Annotated in this window: 16 protein-coding genes; 4 read left to right on the top strand and 12 right to left on the bottom strand. The window is 57.4% G+C overall.

Features of this window, described 5'->3' with window-relative positions; all coding sequences use genetic code 11:
• Window positions 1-14: 14 nt before the first annotated feature.
• The 3 genes from dxs to xseB are packed head-to-tail and all read right to left on the bottom strand — an operon-like array spanning window position 15 to window position 3,041.
• The gene (gene dxs, locus AC6I79_RS14450) at window positions 15-1,880 is read right to left on the bottom strand and encodes a 1-deoxy-D-xylulose-5-phosphate synthase (protein WP_058769385.1); all 1,866 of its coding nucleotides are present in this window, start codon (window positions 1,878-1,880) and stop codon (window positions 15-17) included.
• Window positions 1,881-1,899: 19 nt separating this feature from the next.
• Entirely contained in the window at window positions 1,900-2,799 is a 900-nt protein-coding gene (gene ispA, locus AC6I79_RS14445; RefSeq protein ID WP_021507168.1) for a (2E,6E)-farnesyl diphosphate synthase, read from the bottom strand.
• Window positions 2,799-3,041: an exodeoxyribonuclease VII small subunit gene (gene xseB / locus AC6I79_RS14440; protein WP_058757966.1), complete on the bottom strand. Its 243-nt coding sequence runs from the start codon at window positions 3,039-3,041 to the stop codon at window positions 2,799-2,801. The genes ispA and xseB overlap by 1 nt, the downstream gene beginning before the upstream one ends.
• Before the next feature lie 234 nt (window positions 3,042-3,275).
• Between xseB and thiI the strand changes: the two genes are divergently transcribed.
• The gene (gene thiI, locus AC6I79_RS14435; RefSeq protein ID WP_021507170.1) at window positions 3,276-4,724 is read left to right on the top strand and encodes a tRNA uracil 4-sulfurtransferase ThiI; all 1,449 of its coding nucleotides are present in this window, start codon (window positions 3,276-3,278) and stop codon (window positions 4,722-4,724) included.
• Window positions 4,725-4,865: 141 nt separating this feature from the next.
• On the opposite strand, the gene yajL is transcribed toward thiI, so the two are convergent.
• Window positions 4,866-5,477, bottom strand: coding sequence for a protein deglycase YajL (gene yajL, locus AC6I79_RS14430; protein ID WP_058781215.1), 612 nt, complete (start codon window positions 5,475-5,477; stop codon window positions 4,866-4,868).
• On the bottom strand, window positions 5,431-6,351 hold the full coding sequence (gene panE / locus AC6I79_RS14425; RefSeq protein WP_058757963.1) for a 2-dehydropantoate 2-reductase: 921 nt from the start codon (window positions 6,349-6,351) through the stop codon (window positions 5,431-5,433). The genes yajL and panE overlap by 47 nt, the downstream gene beginning before the upstream one ends.
• Before the next feature lie 127 nt (window positions 6,352-6,478).
• On the opposite strand from panE, the gene AC6I79_RS14420 reads away from it, so the two are divergent.
• The gene (locus tag AC6I79_RS14420; protein ID WP_021507173.1) at window positions 6,479-6,970 is read left to right on the top strand and encodes a YajQ family cyclic di-GMP-binding protein; all 492 of its coding nucleotides are present in this window, start codon (window positions 6,479-6,481) and stop codon (window positions 6,968-6,970) included.
• Here the strand turns inward: AC6I79_RS14420 and AC6I79_RS14415 are convergent.
• Window positions 6,967-8,733, bottom strand: a complete 1,767-nt coding sequence (locus tag AC6I79_RS14415) for a sigma-54-dependent Fis family transcriptional regulator (protein WP_159377437.1) — start codon at window positions 8,731-8,733, stop codon at window positions 6,967-6,969. The genes AC6I79_RS14420 and AC6I79_RS14415 overlap by 4 nt on opposite strands.
• Window positions 8,734-8,995: 262 nt before the next feature.
• Here AC6I79_RS14415 and exaC point away from each other — a divergent pair, with 262 nt between their 5' ends.
• Window positions 8,996-10,516: an acetaldehyde dehydrogenase ExaC gene (gene exaC / locus AC6I79_RS14410; RefSeq protein WP_159377436.1), complete on the top strand. Its 1,521-nt coding sequence runs from the start codon at window positions 8,996-8,998 to the stop codon at window positions 10,514-10,516.
• A 36-nt stretch (window positions 10,517-10,552) separates the two neighbouring features.
• Window positions 10,553-11,587, top strand: coding sequence for an alcohol dehydrogenase AdhP (gene adhP, locus AC6I79_RS14405; protein ID WP_031279650.1), 1,035 nt, complete (start codon window positions 10,553-10,555; stop codon window positions 11,585-11,587).
• Window positions 11,588-11,644: 57 nt separating this feature from the next.
• Here adhP and AC6I79_RS14400 read toward each other — a convergent pair whose 3' ends face one another.
• From AC6I79_RS14400 to cyoA, 6 genes are all read right to left on the bottom strand, one after another.
• The gene (locus tag AC6I79_RS14400) at window positions 11,645-13,009 is read right to left on the bottom strand and encodes an MFS transporter (RefSeq protein WP_031279651.1); all 1,365 of its coding nucleotides are present in this window, start codon (window positions 13,007-13,009) and stop codon (window positions 11,645-11,647) included.
• A 203-nt stretch (window positions 13,010-13,212) separates the two neighbouring features.
• The gene (gene cyoE, locus AC6I79_RS14395; protein WP_021507178.1) at window positions 13,213-14,100 is read right to left on the bottom strand and encodes a heme o synthase; all 888 of its coding nucleotides are present in this window, start codon (window positions 14,098-14,100) and stop codon (window positions 13,213-13,215) included.
• Between the two features lie 13 nt (window positions 14,101-14,113).
• A complete protein-coding gene (locus AC6I79_RS14390; protein WP_022549333.1) occupies window positions 14,114-14,443 on the bottom strand; it encodes a cytochrome o ubiquinol oxidase subunit IV in 330 nt (109 codons plus the stop codon).
• On the bottom strand, window positions 14,443-15,057 hold the full coding sequence (locus tag AC6I79_RS14385; protein ID WP_021507179.1) for a cytochrome o ubiquinol oxidase subunit III: 615 nt from the start codon (window positions 15,055-15,057) through the stop codon (window positions 14,443-14,445). The genes AC6I79_RS14390 and AC6I79_RS14385 overlap by 1 nt, the downstream gene beginning before the upstream one ends.
• Window positions 15,057-17,039: a cytochrome o ubiquinol oxidase subunit I gene (gene cyoB, locus AC6I79_RS14380; protein ID WP_021507180.1), complete on the bottom strand. Its 1,983-nt coding sequence runs from the start codon at window positions 17,037-17,039 to the stop codon at window positions 15,057-15,059. Before cyoB ends, AC6I79_RS14385 begins: the two co-directional genes overlap by 1 nt.
• 4 nt (window positions 17,040-17,043) lie before the next feature.
• Complete coding sequence (gene cyoA, locus AC6I79_RS14375; protein ID WP_031279652.1) at window positions 17,044-17,967, bottom strand: cytochrome o ubiquinol oxidase subunit II; 924 nt, start codon at window positions 17,965-17,967, stop codon at window positions 17,044-17,046.
• Between the last annotated feature and the right edge of the window lie 348 nt (window positions 17,968-18,315).

Raw genomic sequence — 18,315 nt, 5'->3', positions numbered from 1 at the left:
GCGGGGAAGGGCGGTTACTGCGCCAGCCAGGCGGCGATTTGCTGCTGGATGCCTGCGGCGTCCAGCTGATAATCCTGACGCACTTCTTCCTGCGTCCCCTGCGGAATGAACTCATCCGGCAGGCCGAGGTTAAGCACCGGCACGCGCAGGCGTTTCGCCATCACGTATTCGTTGACGCCGCTGCCGGCACCGCCTTTGATCGCGCCTTCTTCCAGCGTAACCAGCGCGTCGTGGCTGGCCGCCAGTTCGCTAATCAGGGCTTCATCCAGCGGCTTAACAAAGCGCATGTCGACCAGCGTGGCGTTGAGCGCGTCGGCGGCGGCCTGCGCTTCCGGCAGCAGAGTACCAAAGTTGAGGATGGCCAGTTGCTCGCCGCGACGCCGGATGACCCCTTTGCCAAGCGGCAGGCTGGCCAGCGGTTCCAGCGTGGCGCCGGTGCCGGTGCCGCGCGGATAGCGCACCGCGCTCGGGCCATCCTGATAGTGGTAGCCGGTGTAAAGCATCTGACGACACTCGTTTTCATCGCTAGGCGTCATGATCACCATGCCCGGCACGCAGCGCAGATAGGCGATATCAAACGCCCCCTGGTGCGTCTGGCCGTCGGCACCCACGATACCGCCGCGATCGATAGCAAACAGTACCGGCAATTGCTGAATTGCCACGTCGTGAATGACCTGATCGTAGGCGCGCTGCAGGAAGGTGGAGTAAATCGCCACCACCGGCTTATAACCGCCGATGGCCATGCCCGCGGCGAACGTCACCGCATGCTGCTCGGCGATCGCCACGTCAAAATACTGCTGCGGATAATCACGCGAGTAGCTCACCATGCCGGAGCCTTCGCGCATGGCCGGCGTCACGGCCATTAGCCGCGCATCGTCGGCGGCCATCTCGCTCAGCCAGTTACCAAAAATTTTCGAGTAGCTCGGCAGGCCCGGCGCGCTTTTCGGCAGCGAGCCGCTGGCCGGATCGAATTTTGGCACCGCGTGCCAGGTTATCGGATCTTCTTCCGCCGGCGCGTAGCCCTTGCCCTTTTTGGTCATGATGTGCAGGAACTGCGGCCCTTTCAGATCGCGCATATTCTTCAGCGTGCTGACCAGCGTCAGTACATCGTGACCGTCGACCGGACCGATATAGTTAAAGCCCAGCTCCTCAAACAGCGTGCCCGGCACCACCATGCCTTTCAGGTGCTCTTCGGTGCGCTTCACCAGCTCTTTGATCGGCGGCAGCCCGCCCAGCACGCGCTTGCCGCCTTCGCGCAGGCGTGAATAGGTTTTCCCCGAGAGAATCTGCGCCAGGCGATTGTTCAGCGCGCCCACGTTTTCAGAGATCGACATTTCGTTGTCGTTGAGGATCACCAGCATGTCCGGCTTGATATCACCAGCGTGGTTCATGGCTTCAAACGCCATGCCCGCGGTAATCGCGCCGTCGCCAATAATACAGGCGGTGCGGCGACCTTTGCCTTCGCGTTCGGCGGCCACGGCCATGCCGAGACCGGCGCTGATGGACGTCGACGAGTGGCCCACGCTCAGCACGTCATATTCGCTTTCGCCGCGCCACGGGAACGGGTGCAGGCCATTTTTCTGACGGATAGTGCCGATACGGTCGCGGCGGCCGGTCAGAATCTTGTGCGGATAGGCCTGATGGCCGACGTCCCACACCAGATGATCAAACGGGGTGTTATACACATAATGCAACGCGACGGTCAGCTCGACGACGCCCAGACCCGAAGCAAAGTGGCCGGAGGAGCGGCTCACGCTGTCCAGCAGATACTGACGCAGCTCGTCGCACAGGTCCGGAAGTTTTTCTTTAGGCAGTAAACGTAATTCCTGAACCGTGCCTGCTAACGCCAGTGTCGGGTATTTTGCAATATCAAAACTCATCAGAGACTCATTATATAAGTTATTTATCGCGTTCAATTATAAAGCTGGCCAGCGCCTGCAGAGCGGACGTGTCATACGACTGTGCCGCCAGCACCTCCAGCGCGCCCAGTGCTTCGCGATAGAGATCCTGCGCTTTGGCCCGCGCGTTATCCAGTCCCAGCAGCGCCGGGTAAGTGCTTTTCCCCAGCGCCTGATCGGCTCCCTGGGTTTTGCCCAGAACGGCGGTATCGCCGACCACATCAAGGATGTCATCCTGCACCTGAAACGCCAGTCCGATGGCGTTGGCGTAGATATCCAGCTGCGGCAGCGCATCGCGGCCCGCGGCACCCGCAGTGAGGGCGCCGAGACGCACGGCGGCGCGGATCAGCGCGCCGGTTTTGTGGCGATGGATCTGCTCCAGCTGGTTCAGGTCCACGGATTGGCCTTCGGCGGCTAAATCCAGCGCCTGGCCACCGCACATGCCGGCCACGCCGCTGGCCTGCGCCAGTTCGGAAATCATGGCAATGCGATCCTGCGGGCTTACGCCGGGCATCGGCTGGTCCGCAAGAATGGTAAACGCCAGGGTTTGCAGGGCATCGCCGGCCAGAATCGCCGTGTCTTCGCCATATTTGATATGGCAGGTTGGCTGCCCGCGACGTAACGCATCGTCGTCCATCGCCGGCAGGTCATCATGAATCAATGAGTAAGCGTGAATGCACTCCACCGCTGCGGCGGGGGCATCCAGGCTGGCCGCCTCGGCGCGCAGCATCTCGCCAGTGGCATACACCAGAAACGGGCGCAGGCGCTTACCGCCTAATAGTGCCCCATATTGCATGGCGTTCACCAGAGGAGAACTCTGAAAAGGAAGTGGATCTATTAAGCGCGTCAACGCCTGGTTCACGCGCTCATGGTAGGCGCGCTGCAGTTGCACGAAATCCATTACTCATTTTCCGGCGTGAAAGGGGCGAGCGGGGCGTCTTTGTCGTCGCTCAGCAGAATCTGCACGCGCTGTTCCGCCGCCTGCAGGGTTTGCTGGCCGCTGCGTGCCAGCTGTACGCCGCGCTCGAATTCATTCAGCGCCTCTTCCAGCGGCAGTTCGCCACTCTCCAGACGGCTGACAATCTGTTCCAGCTGCTGCAGTGCGTTTTCAAAACTCACGGGCGCTTCGGCTTTTTTCGGCATAATCAGTGTCGACTCACAGGTTGGGACATTATGTTGCAATCGGTCATGGTAGCCGACGGGCATTGATTAGCAAAATAATCAATGCGGCGAAGGTTGCTTACAGCAGTCACCCGACAAAGGTGATATAATTGCGCGCCTCGGATGCGGTGGCTGATGCCAACCCGCAATTATATGATTTTACCAGCTAAGTGTTGATGATTTTAGCACTTATTTGCCCAACGAAGCTGTGTCGCCATGAAGTTTATCATCAAGCTCTTCCCTGAAATCACCATCAAAAGTCAGTCGGTGCGCCTGCGCTTTATCAAAATTCTGACCGGTAACATCCGTAATACCCTGCGCACCCTCGACGAAGAGATCGCCGTGGTGCGCCACTGGGATCACATCGAAGTGCGCGCGAAGAAGGAAGCGCTGCGTGCCACCGTCACGGAAGAGCTGACGCGCATTCCCGGTATCCACCATGTGCTGGCGGTCGAAGACCGCGCCTATACCGACATGCACGATATCTTCGAGCAGACGCTGGCGCTCAACCGCGAGCGGCTGGAAGGCAAGAGCTTCTGCGTGCGCGTGAAGCGTCGCGGCAAGCACAGCTTTAGCTCGCAGGATGTGGAGCGCTACGTCGGCGGCGGTCTCAATCAGCACATTGAAAGCGCGCGCGTGCAGCTGAATCACCCGGATGTGACGGTGAATCTGGAGATTGAAGACGATCGTCTGTTGCTGATTACCGGCCGCTATGAAGGCCTGGGCGGCTTCCCGATCGGCACCCAGGAAGATGTGCTGTCGCTGATTTCCGGCGGCTTTGACTCCGGCGTCTCCAGCTATATGCTGATGCGCCGCGGCTGTCGCGTGCATTACTGCTTCTTTAACCTTGGTGGCGCGGCGCATGAAATCGGCGTGCGTCAGGTGGCGCACTATCTGTGGCAGCGTTTTGGCCGTTCACATCGCGTGCGTTTTGTCGCCATCAATTTTGAGCCGGTGGTGGGCGAGATTCTGGAAAAAGTTGATGACGGCCAGATGGGCGTGGTGCTGAAGCGCATGATGGTGCGTGCGGCGTCGATGGTGGCTGAGCGTTACGGCGTGCAGGCGCTGGTGACCGGTGAGGCGCTGGGCCAGGTCTCCAGCCAGACGCTGACTAACCTGCGTTTGATTGATAACGCGTCCGACACGCTGATTCTGCGCCCGCTGATCTCGCACGATAAAGAGCACATCATCAATATTGCGCGTCAGATCGGCACCGAAGACTTTGCCCGCACCATGCCGGAGTACTGCGGCGTGATTTCGAAAAGCCCCACGGTGAAAGCGGTGAAGGCGAAGATCGAAGCCGAAGAGCAGAACTTCGATTTCGACATTCTGCAGCGCGTGGTGCAGGAAGCCAGCAACGTCGATATCCGTGAAATCGCGGAGCAGACGGAAGAAGAAGTGGTGGAAGTGGAAACCGTGGCGTCCTTCAGCGGCAACGATGTGGTGCTGGATATCCGTTCAATTGATGAACAGGACGACAAGCCGCTGGCGCTGACCGGCGTGGAAGTGAAATCGCTGCCATTCTATAAGCTGAGCACTCAGTTCGGCGATCTCGATCAGAGCAGAACCTGGTTGCTGTACTGCGATCGCGGCGTGATGAGCCGGTTGCAGGCGTTGTATCTGCATGAGCAGGGCTTTAAGAACGTGAAGGTGTACCGTCCGTAACCGCGGCGGGAGTTAAGCCTGGCGCGCCTGATTTCGGGTGTACGGGCAAAACCCGGTGCGCAGGAATGCGCCCCCTGTAATCACCGCGACGAATAAAACTGTGCGCTGATCCCGTGAGGTCGCCATTGATGGCGACCTTTTTTACGCGCGCTCTTCAAATTCCTGATAATTATAAATCCCTGCCGCCAGCACCAGCTGTGACGCGACTTCACGCGCTTGCTCTTTATCCACCAGCAGATCAATCAGCTTCAGGGCAAAATCGATCGCCGTGCCCGGCCCCTGGCTGGTCAGCAGATTCACGCGCGGATCCCACACCACGCGGCGCTCCATCCATTTTTCTTCCGGAATGGTGTGCTTCAGGCCGGGAAAACCGGTCATGTTGCCCACCGGAAACAGGTCATGCGGCACCAGCACCGTGCCCGGCGCGGCACAAATCGCCGCGACAATTTTTCCTGACAGATGACACTGGCGTACCGTCTCCACCAGCAGCGGGCTGTCGCGGAAGGTTTCAGCGCCTTTGAGGCCGCCCGGCAGGACGATGGCGGCAAAATCGTTATCCGCCACTTCCACCAGCGGTGCGTCAGCCAGCAGGCGCACACCGCGGGAGCAGACAATCTCGCGCGTGCCGTCGCTCTCCACGCTGGCGGTGGTCACCTTCAGGCCGGCGCGGACCAGCAGGTCGATAGTCGTGACCGCTTCGGTCTCTTCACTGCCATGGGCCAGGCAAACCAGCACTGATGCGTTCGCGCTCATATTGGGACTCCTTGCGTTTAATCAGGTCGTACAGGCGGGTATTTTCCGGCAGCGCAATCCCCTGCGCACGGGCGCGGCGCAGCAGGTAGCCGGTAATGTAATCAATTTCAGTCTGACGCTGCGCACGCACATCCTGCAGCATTGAGGAGACGTTGGCGGCGGTGCTGTCGATGACGTCGTAAATAATGTCGCGCAGATTATCCAGCGCGATGTGCTGGCCCTCGCGCTCCATCACCCAGGCCAGCTCCTCGCACAGCCGGTTAATCTGTTCCGGCCAGGCGCGCAGCGCACCGTTCTGGCAGTCGTGCTCAACCGTCAGTGTGTTGATCACGCAGTTAACTGCCAGCTTGCGCCAGCTGGCAGACGCGATGTTATCGTGCCACGCCACGTCCGGCAGTGCCTGATGCAGAATATCGGCGATATCGCTCAGCGCCGCGCTTTCGCGGCTGGCAGGCCCGATGTGGGTGATGCCCTGCGCGACATGCTTAATCACCGTGCCGTCGCGCATCGCCGCGTGCGTGGTGATGCCGCGCAGCAGCGGCTGCTGCACTTCTTTGAGCTCTTCGATGGTACCCATGCCGTTGTGCAGTAGCAGGATCGGCGCGTGGCGCGGTAGCACGCTTTGCAGGTTTTTCACCGCAGGTGAAACCTGTGGCGCTTTCAGGGTCACCAGTAGCAGCTGGCTTTCAGCCAGAAACAGCGGATCGTTAGCGATGAAGGTGTGATTGCTGACGTGGCCCTGTGGATCGACCACGTTGACCGAACAGTACGGCTGCGGTACGCGCAGCCAGCCCTGAACGTCATGTCCCTGGCGTGCAAGGGCCGCGAGCCAGATTTGCCCCAGGGCGCCGCAACCCAACACGGTAATTTTCATTATGCCTCCCGCTGGCGGGTGGGTGAATGGGTGTCACACCCTTAATTATAGCTTTCCGCGTCGCGTGTTTTATTAGCGCGACAAGACGCGTATTATGCATGTCACTTTAGTATCAGGAGAAGAAAAGATGCCATCTTTCGATATCGTTTCCGAAGTCGAACTGCCGGAAGTGCGTAATGCGGTGGAGAATGCCAACCGTGAGATCTCAACCCGTTTCGATTTCCGCAACGTGAGCGCCAGCTTTGAGCTCAACGAAAAGAATGAGACCATCAAAGTCACCAGCGAATCGGATTTTCAGGTGAAGCAGCTGGTGGATATTCTGCGTGAAAAGTTGCTGAAGCGCGGCATTGAAGGCGCGGCGATTGAAGTACCGGAAGAGATTGTGCACAGCGGTAAAAGCTGGAGCGTTGAAGCGAAGCTGAAAAAAGGCATCGAAAGCGATGTCGCGAAGAAAATCGTTAAGCTGATCAAAGACAGCAAACTGAAAGTGCAGACGCAGATTCAGGGTGAAGAGCTGCGCGTCACCGGTAAATCCCGCGACGATCTGCAGGGTGCGATGGCGCTGGTGCGCGGTGGCAACCTGGGTCAGCCGTTCCAGTTCAAAAACTTCCGCGATTAATCCCCTCTGTCGCGCGCCGCACGACGATACAGCGTGCTGCGCGCGACCCCCAGCGCCTGCGCCGCTTTACTGATATTGCCGTCATAGCGCTGCAGCGTTTCACTGATCAGCTGTTCATCGTGGCGTTCGCGCAGCGGCGGTGCCGGCGGGCGGCGATACTCTGCCGGCAGGTGACTTTCCGTCAGCGTTTCGCCCTCATCGGCGAGCGCCAGCAGCACGCGCAGCAGACTGCGTAGCTGGCGCACATTGCCTGGCCATGGCTGCTGCGCCAGCGCCGTCAGCAGCGCCGGAGACAGCTGTACGCCACGCTGCGCGGCTCCCAGTTCCTGCCATAAATCGCGGATAAACCCGGCGACGTTCGGCCAGGCGCGCAGTGGCGGAAGGGTCAGCGCAAACTCCTGCAGACGATAGAGCAAATCCTCACGAAATTCGCCTGCGGCCACGCGCTGGGCCAGATCGCGATGCGTGGCGCAAATTACGGCAAAATTCACCGGCCAGCTGCGACTGGAGCCGAGTGGCGCCACCTCTTTTTCCTGCAGCACGCGCAGCAAACGGGTCTGCAGCGTCAGCGGCATGTCACCGATTTCATCCAGAAACAGCACGCCGCCATCCGCTTCGCGAATTTTGCCGATGTAGCCATTTTTACTGGCGCCGGTAAATGCGCCGGGCTGGTAGCCAAACAGTTCAGATTCAATCAGCGCTTCGGGGATGGCGGCACAGTTGATGGCGACAAACTTGCCCGTGCGCCAGCGGCTTTGCTGGTGCAGCGCGCGGCTGACATACTCCTTGCCGCTGCCGGTTTCACCATAAATGCACAGCGAAACGCCGGCATCCAGCAAGCGCAGCATTTTTGCGCCGTCAGCTCCCAGCACGCGCGGCAGATCATGCGTGCGACTGTCCGGCACGCTGACGTGGCTGCGCTGCGGCGCGCGCAGGCGGAACCAGTAGCGCTGCGTGCCAATGTCGACCGCGGCGGGAACGCTGTTGGCCTGCTGCTGCAGTTGCGGAAACAGCTGCTGAAACGTCAGGCTGGCAAAGCGATCGGCGCTGAGAGCCAGTTCGCGCATCGCCAGCCGGTTAGCTGCGGTCAGCACATTGTCAGAAAACACCAGCAGCAGTTCATCACTGGTGTCGATGCCCTGCGGCTGCGGATGCAGACTAAGCAGCCACTGCTGCGGATGCAGGCTCTGCTTCACCCACAGGTACTCGATCTGCTTTGCCGCTGCTTTCACCCGGTTCAGGGTATGCGGATGCGGAAAGTGTGCCGGACCCGAGATATCCAGCACGCCGGCTATCTGGCCGTTGGGCATCTGCAACGGCATTGCGGCGCAGTACAGACCCTGGTTGCGCGTCAGGAAATGCTGCTGGCCATCAATTTCACAGCCGTCATCAATCGCCAGCGCGGTGCCAATTGCATTGGTGCCGCGTCCGCATTCACTCCACAAATTACCGGGTGCCAGGGCAAAGCGCTGGGCTTTCTCCAGCGCCTGCATATCGCCAAAGGTGTTCAGCACCAGCCCGCTGGCATCGGACAGGATCACCACCGACTGCGTCTCCGCCATCTGCTGCGCCAGCTGGCGGATGACCGGCTGCGCAAACTGCTGCAGCCCGGCGTTGCTGGCCAGCACATCGGCCAGCTCGCCCTGACGCACGCGCGGGAAATCGTCGGCGCTGCGCTCTAATCCATACAGCTGGCTGCGGAACCAGGAGTCGCTTAACAGCGGGTTAGCGTGCACGGCAGACGCGGCTGAATTTCCCTGCATGAGTGACCTCAGAACGGCGTGTAAGTGTTGCAACATTGTAGCGTTAGGGTTTCCGCACTGTTGCGATACGCAACACAGATACCGCGTTTGTCCTGGAGGACTGACAGGTTTGCTGGCGGGGCATGATTTTATTTGATTGATAAATAATGCATTTATTGCTTTTGCGCCTGATGAGAAAAAACTGGCACGCGTGCTGCAATCACCAACACAGGCAGTTGCGCTGCCTGTTCAGACCCTCTGACCTGATAATAAGGAGTTTGCGATGCGTTATGCACATCCCGGCACGCCCGGCGCGCTGGTCTCTTTCCAGGCGACCTACGGCAACTATATCGCCGGCAACTTCACCGAGCCGCTGAGCGGCCAGTACTTTATGAACACCTCGCCGGTAGACGGCAGCGATATTGCCCGGTTCCCGCGATCCGACGCGCGCGATATCGATCTGGCGCTGGATGCGGCGCATCAGGCCGCCGATGAGTGGGGCAAAACCAGCGTACAGCAGCGCGCCAACCTGCTGCTGCAGGTGGCCGATCGCATGGAAGCCAGTCTTGAGAAGCTGGCGGTAGCGGAGAGCTGGGATAACGGTAAACCGATTCGCGAGACGCTCAACGCCGATCTGCCGCTGGCGGTCGACCATTTTCGCTACTTTGCCGGCTGCCTGCGCGCGCAGGAGGGCAGCACCGCCGAGATCGACGAAACCACGGTGGCCTATCACTTCCACGAGCCGCTCGGCGTGGTCGGACAGATCATCCCGTGGAATTTCCCGCTGCTCATGGCGGCGTGGAAGCTGGCACCGGCGCTGGCCGCCGGTAACTGCGTGGTGCTGAAACCGGCTGAGCAGACGCCGCTTGGTATTACGCTGCTGATGGAGCTGATTGGCGATCTGTTCCCACCGGGCGTGCTGAATGTGGTGCAGGGCTTTGGCCGCGAAGCCGGCGAAGCGCTGGCCACCAGCAAGCGCATCGCTAAAATTGCCTTTACCGGATCCACGCCGGTCGGGCGGCATATCATGGCCTGTGCGGCGGAGAACATCATTCCCTGCACCGTCGAGCTGGGCGGCAAATCACCCAACATCTACTTCGCGGATGTGATGTCGGGTGAAGAGGCGTTCATCGAGAAAGCGGTCGAGGGGCTGGTGCTGGGCTTCTTTAATCAGGGCGAAGTCTGTACCTGTCCATCGCGTGCGTTAATTCATGAATCGATCTACCAGCCCTTTATGGAGCGGGTGCTGGCCAAGGTTGCCACCATTCGCCGTGGCGATCCGCTCGATACCGACACCATGATCGGTGCTCAGGCTTCCCGCCAGCAATTCGACAAAATCCTGTCCTATATCAACATTGCCCGCGAGGAAGGGGGGCAGATTCTGACAGGGGGCGAGCGTGCGCATATCGCCGAGGAGCTGGATAACGGATTCTACATCCAGCCCACCCTGATCAAGGGCAGCAACCAGATGCGCTGTTTCCAGGAGGAGATTTTTGGGCCAGTGATTGGCGTCACCACGTTCCACGATGAGGCAGAGGCGCTCGCGATCGCCAATGAAACCCAGTTTGGTCTGGGCGCGGGCGTGTGGACGCGCGATACCAATCTGGCGTATCGCATGGGCCGCGGCATTAAAGCCGGTCGCGTCTGGACCAACTGCTATCACATCTATCCCGCCCATGCGGCATTCGGTGGCTACAAGCAGTCGGGCGTCGGGCGTGAAACCCACAAAATGGCGCTCAGCGCCTATCAGCAAACCAAAAATCTGCTGGTCAGCTATGGCACAGCGCCACTGGGGCTGTTCTGAGTCCGCATCCGTTCAAATGGAGAGTGAAAGATGAATATGCAAATCAAAACCACCATGAAAGCCGCGATTGTAAAGGCGTTTGGTGAACCGCTGGTGATTGAGCAGGTGCCGGTGCCGTCCGTTGGGCCAGGACAGATTCTGGTGAAAATCGCCGCCACCGGCGTGTGTCACACCGACCTGCACGCCGCCGAAGGCGACTGGCCGATCAAGCCCAATCCGCCGTTCATTCCCGGTCACGAAGGCGTCGGGCAGGTGGTAGCCATTGGCGAAGGGGTGAAACATCTCAAACTGGGCGATCGCGTCGGCGTACCGTGGCTCTACTCGGCGTGTGGCCACTGCGAGCACTGCCTCGACAGCTGGGAGACGCTGTGTCTGTCGCAGCAGAATGCCGGCTATTCGGTCAACGGCAGCTTTGCCGAGTACTGCCTGGCGGATGCCAACTACGTCGGCATCATTCCGGATAACGTTGAGTTTAATGAAGTGGCACCGATTTTATGTGCTGGCGTAACGGTTTACAAAGGCCTGAAGATGACCGATACCAAACCGGGTGACTGGGTGGTGGTTTCCGGCATCGGCGGGCTGGGACACATGGCTATTCAGTATGCGGTGGCGATGGGGCTCAACGTGGCGGCGGTCGACATCGACGACGATAAGCTGGCGTTTGCCAAACGGCTCGGTGCCAGCGTGGTTGCCAATGCGAAGCAGGTCGATCCGGCGAAGGTGTTTCAGGAAAGTTTTGGCGGTGCGCACGGCGTGCTGGTGACGGCGGTATCGCCAAAAGCGTTTGAACAGGCGATCGGCACGCTGCGTCGCGGCGGCACCATGGTGCTTAACGGCCTGCCACCAGGGAAATTCGATCTCTCGATCTTCGACATGGTGCTGGATGGCATTACGGTGCGCGGCTCAATTGTCGGCACGCGTAAAGATCTGCAGGAGGCGCTGGATTTTGCCGGTCGCCATAAGGTGAAAGCGAATGTCGCGGTTGAGCCGCTGACTAACATCAACGATATCTTTGCGCGCATGCACGCCGGCAAAATTGAAGGGCGTATTGTGGTGGATATGTCGCTGTAACGTCGCTGAGCGGACCGCGTGACGCCAGAGCATCGCGGTCCGCTGTGGGCTAAGTCATTAACTGCTGGCGAGCAGCGCCTCCAGCTCCACGCGGCTCGTCACTTTGCTGTCAATTTTAATGTAGGCGCTTTTCTCTTCCGGCACGATAAACACTGACGCCACGCCGGGCTGCGCGCGCAGCCGCTTCTCCAGATTCGGTACTGCCAGCACCGCATCACTCAGCACCAGGCGCAGGCTGCTGACGTACGGCGGCTCCTGCATCGACATGGCGACAAACAGCCACGCCGCAGCCACTATCGCGCCGACCAGAAACACCGTTTGCGCATCGAAGTGGCCGAAAATCCAGCCGCCCAGGCTGCCGCCAATCGCGACGCCAATAAACTGGCTGGTGGAATAAATGCCCATGGCCGTGCCTTTGTAGCCCGCCGGCGACTCTTTGCTGATCAGCGACGGCAGAATCGCTTCCATCAGGTTAAAGGCGAGGAAAAACAGCTGCACGCCAATCACCAGCGTCCAGAAGTGGCCCGCGGCGCCCCACAGTACAATTTCCGCGATGATGATCAGCGCCACGCAGCCGACAAACACCCGCTTCATGCGGCGCTTTACCTCGGCATAGATAATAAACGGCACCACGGCGACAAACGCCACCAGCATGGTCACCAGATACACTTTCCAGTGTTCAGCCGCCGGGAAGCCTGCCTGTTCAAACTGGCCCGGCAGCGCGACGAAGCTCGACATCAGCAAAATGTGCAGACAGAGAATGCCGATATTCAGCTTCAGCAATTTGGGATTAGCCAGCACTGCGCGAATGCTGCCTTTGACCATGCCGGATTCGCGGTTCAGCACGTGGCCCGGCGCATTGGGCACTACCAGCAGGGTGATCACGATACCCAGGCTGGCGAGCAGGGCAATCATCCAGAACAGCGCGTGCAGACCCAGCGCATGCGTGACAATCGGGCCGACCACCATGGCAATCGCAAAGGTAACGCCGAAGCTGATGCCGATAAACGCCATCGCTTTGGTGCGGTTCTGTTCACGGGTCAGGTCTGACAGCAGTGCCATCACCGCCGCGGCAATGGCACCGGAGCCCTGCAGTGCGCGACCAAGGATAATGCCCCAGATGGAGGTGCTGGTGGCGGCAATAAGGCTACCGAGCACAAACAGCAGCAGGCCACCGACAATCAGCGGCTTGCGGCCAATACGGTCGGACAGCAGACCAAAGGGGATCTGAAACACGGCCTGCGCCAGACCATAAATACCAATTGCCAGACCGATCAACGTTTCGCTGGCGCCCTGTAAAGCCATACCGTAAGTGGTCAGTACCGGCAGGACCATAAACATTCCCAGCATGCGCAGGGAAAAAACTGTGCCTAAACCCCATGTTGCCCGAAGCTCAACTGGTGTCATTCTATTATCGTTCATTCCAACCTCTGTAAGTTTATGCCCCTGGGACTTCAGGTTGCAGCGGCACAGGTTGCGCGCCCTTATCTGCGACCCGGCTCACCGGGGCATGCAGCGCTTATTTTAGAAAGCAGGGCAGGGCGGGTAAAACAATTGTTTTTAAGCAGTGGTAACAAAAAGAAAGGGCGCGAAATTCGCGCCCTTGTCCGGAGTAACGGTCTGACTTACCAGACGTAAGTCAGCAGATCCTTAGAGGCCGGGGCCATAAAGTCCACCGACATCATCACGCTCAGCGCAGTGATGGCGACAATGGAGAACACGAACAGTTTACGCGCCCAAACTTTGTCGTTTGAGGTTTTGTAACCTGACAGTGCCATACCCAGCCACCACACGCTGACGGCGGCAGCCACCACCAGATATTTGTAGCCAGCATAACCGCCCAGCGACAGCATCAGCGTGGCAATCATGAACGCCAGGATGTACAGCGTAATATGATTTTTCGCCACGGAGATGCCTTTCACCACCGGCAGAACCGGAATATTGGCGGCCTGATAATCTTTGAAGCGGAAGATGGCAATCGCGTAGGAGTGCGGCATCTGCCACAGGCTAAAGATAGCCAGTAAGATTAACGCGCCAGCATCAAACTGGTTGGTCACCGCGCAGTAGCCAATTACTGGCGGCGCGGCGCCAGAGAGGCTGCCAATCAGCGTGCCATAGACCGAATGACGCTTCATGTAGAGGCTGTAAATGCCGACATAGACGACGAAGCCCATCACCGCCAGCCACATGGCCAGCGGGTTAGCGCCAAAATACAGCAACGCAAAGCCAGCAATACCCAATGCGGTTGCATAAACCAGGCTTACTTTCGCCGAGATCAGGCCTTTGACCAGAACACGGTTCCGCGTTCTCTCCATTTTGATGTCGATGTCGCGGTCAATCACATTGTTGAATACACAACCGGATGCGACCACCAGCGAAACGCCCACCAAAGCGACGAGAAACAGGGGGTAATCAATGCTGCCTTTTGAAGCCAGCAGGAATCCACCGATCACAGAAATTAAATTGCCGAAAATAATTCCTGGTTTTGTTACTTGCAGGTATTGCTTAATCATTACGCGTGACTCTTTAGTGGGCCATCATGTTGTAGTTGAGGTTCCACATAATCCACAGTGAGCCAATCACCACAATCAGGATAATGACTGCGGAGAAGACAATGGCCACCATGTTCCAGCCACCCTCGGATTTGCTGTCCAGATGCAGGAAGTAGACCAGGTGCACCAGCACCTGAACCACTGCACACACCAGAACCACACCCAGAATGGTGCCGTGAGAAGCACTGCCATCCATCACCATCCAGAACGGGATCGCCGTCAGGATGATCGAGAGGATGAAGCCGATCATGTAAGACTTCACGCTACCGTGAGATGCACCATGTTCGTTTACAGAATGACTCATTACATGGCCCCCATCAGATAGACAACGGTGAATACGCAGATCCACACCACATCCAGGAAGTGCCAGAACAGGCTCAGACACATGATACGGGTGCGGTTGGTGGCGCTCAGACCGCGTTTAGCGATCTGGAACATCAGCACGGCCATCCAGATCAGACCAGAGGTCACGTGCAGACCGTGCGTACCGACCAGAGTAAAGAAGCCAGACAGGAAGCCGCTGCGGTCAGGACCGAAACCTTCCTTGATCAGGTGATGGAATTCATAGATTTCCATCCCGATAAATCCGGCACCGAACAGGAAGGTCAACGCCAGCCAGCTGATGACCGAACCTTTGTTCTGGTTGTTCATCGCAATCACTGCCATACCATACGTGATGGAGCTCAGCAGCAGCAGCGCGGTTTCAACCAGCACAAACGGCAGTTCGAAGATATCTTTACCTGCCGGGCCACCGGCAGTGTTGTTAACCATGACCGCATAGGTCGCAAACAGGGTTGCGAAGATAATGCAGTCACTCATCAGGTAGATCCAGAAGCCAAAGACTTTATTGGCTCCCGCATCGTGATGCCCATGCTCCGCATGGGCGTCGTGGTGGTGTTTAACGGTTTCAGTTGACATTATTTCAGACCTGCTTTGCTGATGTCATCAAAGTGCTTCTTCTCGATCTGCTCGATTTCAGCAACCGGTACGTAGTAATCCACGTCTTCATCGAAGCTCTTCACAATCCAGGTCACGATGGTGCCAAGGAAAGTAAGACCTGCCAGCCACCAGATGTGCCAGATCAGGGCAAAACCGAAGACTGTCATGAAGGCAGCGATAACAATGGCCGCGCCGCTGTTTTTCGGCATATGAATTTCTTCATATTTTTCTGGCTGCTTGTACGCTTCGCCTTTCTCTTTCATTTCCCAGAACGCATCACGCTCGTGGATATGTGGGATCACAGCAAAGTTATAGAACGGCGGAGGTGAAGAGGTTGCCCACTCCAGCGTACGGCCGCCCCACGGGTCACCGGTCAGATCGCGGTTCTGCTCACGGTCACGTACCGATACCCAGAACTGGATAAGCTGGCATAGGATACCGCAGGCGATCAGCGCCGCACCGCCTGCTGCAACCACCAGCAGAGAGTGGAACTGCGGATCGATGTCCTGGCTCAGACGACGGGTCATCCCCATGAAGCCCAGCGCGTACAGCGGCATAAAGGCAACGAAGAAGCCGATGATCCAGAACCAGAAAGCACGTTTGCCCCAGGTTTCGTTCAGGGTGAAGCCGAAGGCTTTCGGGAACCAGTAGGTCACGCCAGCCATACAACCGAACACTACACCACCGATGATAACGTTGTGGAAGTGTGCAATCAGGAACAGGCTGTTGTGCAGCACGAAGTCTGCGCCTGGCACCGCCAGCAGTACGCCGGTCATCCCACCAACGGAGAAGGTGACCAGGAAGCCGATGGTCCACAGCATCGCCGAGTTGAACTCGATACGACCCTGATACATGGTGAACAGCCAGTTAAAGATTTTCACCCCGGTCGGAATCGCGATGATCATCGTCATGATACCGAAGAAGGCGTTAACGTTCGCACCGGCACCCATGGTGAAGAAGTGGTGCAGCCAAACGATGAACGACAGAACGGTAATGGCGATGGTTGCCCACACCAGCGAGGTGTAACCAAACAGACGCTTTTTCGAGAAGGTGGCCGTGACTTCAGAGAAGACACCAAACACCGGCAGAACGAGGATGTACACCTCCGGGTGACCCCAGACCCAGATCAGGTTGACGTACATCATCATGTTACCGCCCATATCATTGGTAAAGAAATGGAAGTCGAGGTAACGATCAAGCGTCAACAGTGCCAGCGTCACGGTCAGAACCGGGAACGCAGCGATAATCAGGACGTTAGTACACAGTGCTGCCCAGGTGAATACCGGCATCTTGAACAGGTCCATGCCCGGTGCACGCATCTTCAGAATGGTCACGAAGAAGTTGATACCGGTCAGCGTGGTACCAATACCGGAGAGCTGGAGACTCCAGATCCAGTAATCGACCCCGACGCCAGGACTGTATTCTGCCCCCGAGAGCGGTGGATAAGCCAGCCAGCCGGTCTGTGCGAATTCGCCCACACCCAGTGACAGGTTAACCAGGATCACACCGATAGCGGTGAACCAGAAGCTCAGGTTGTTCAGGAACGGGAAGGCAACGTCACGGGCACCGATTTGCAGCGGAACCGCGATGTTCATCAGACCCACCACGAAAGGCATCGCCACGAAGAAGATCATGATCACGCCGTGAGCGGTGAAGATCTGGTCGTAGTGGTGCGGTGGCAGTATGCCTGCTTCCCCGGCGGAAGCCATCACCTGTTGGGTACGCATCATTACCGCATCGGCAAAGCCGCGCAGCAGCATGACGAAGGCCATGATGATGTACATGATACCCAGTTTTTTGTGGTCGATGGAGGTTAACCATTCAGACCACAGATACTGCCATTTACCGAAATAGGTAATAGCAGCGATCAGCGCCAGACCACCAATGATGATACCGGCGACCGTAACCATGATAATGGGTTCATGGTAGGGCACTGCATCCAGTGTTAATTTTCCGAACATCGTATTATTCCTCGGCTCCCGCAGCTGCGGCGTGATTCATGTCCATGCCTTCGTGCGACATGTCCATTTTCCCGTGGCTCATCATGAACTTATCAATAACCTGCTTGAACAGTTCCGGATTAGCAGTTGAGAAATATTCCACCGGGTGATTTTCGCTTGGCGCAGCCAGTTTTTCGAAATCATCCATAGTGGTCAGCGTGTTAGGTGCCGCTTTAACTTTGGCAACCCACTGCTGGAATTCCGCATCGTCTTTGGTGGCAATGGCTTTGAACTTCATGCCAGAGAAACCGCGACCGCTGAAGTTAGCAGAGATACCGTCGAACGTACCTGGCTCGTTGGCGATCAGGTGCAGTTTGGTCTGCATACCCGCCATGGCGTAGATCTGGCTGCCGAGCGTAGGAATAAAGAAGGAGTTCATGACGGAGTTCGAGGTGATCTTGAAGTTCACCGGAGTATTTGCCGGGAAGGCAATCTGGTTGACGGTTGCAATACCCTGTTCCGGGTAGATGAACAGCCATTTCCAGTCCAGTGCCACTACGTCGATCTCAACCGGTTTCACGTCAGAGGCCAGCGGTTTGCTCGGCTCCAGCGCGTGGGTTGATTTCCAGGTCAGCACGCCGAGGAAGAGAATGATCAGGATCGGAATGGTCCAGACCACGGCTTCCACTTTGTTAGAGTGTGACCAGTTAGGGCTATACTTCGCGTTGGTATTGGTTGCCCGATATTTCCAGGCGAACACAACAGCCATTAAGACTGCCGGAATAACGACGATCATCATCAAGCCGAAAGCTGTCAGAATCAGTGAACGTTGCTCCAGTGCAATCTGTCCCTTGGGATTTAACAACGCACTATCGCAGCCGCTGAGTAATACAGCGCCTGCAATTAATGACAAAATCCCCAAACTTTTATTGTATTTCCTGAGTCTCATTTAACGACCTCAATGACAAAGGGCTCTATTGTCGTTTAAGTGTGCGCGCATTTTACGGGAAGGTTTATGCAGTGTAAACCAGCTTAAGGATGTGTCAGAAGGCTGTTGACACCTTTTGCTAAGGGTGTCACAGATGTTGCGCAGGGTGACAAATTATTAACTGCGACAAGCAGTTGGCGGCAATATAACAAAAACCAATGACATTAACCGCAGAGAAAACAGGGAAAGCATAAACCGGAGTTTTAATACTCATTTATTTAACAATTCTGCATCATTTTGGCGATGAAATTTCTACAAATTAATTGCTCACCGGATTTAAATATTACGCAGGATTGTTAATTTAATGTT

Source organism: gamma proteobacterium symbiont of Scutellera amethystina, assembly GCF_059730845.1.
This window is presented reverse-complemented; position numbering and strand designations above follow the sequence as displayed.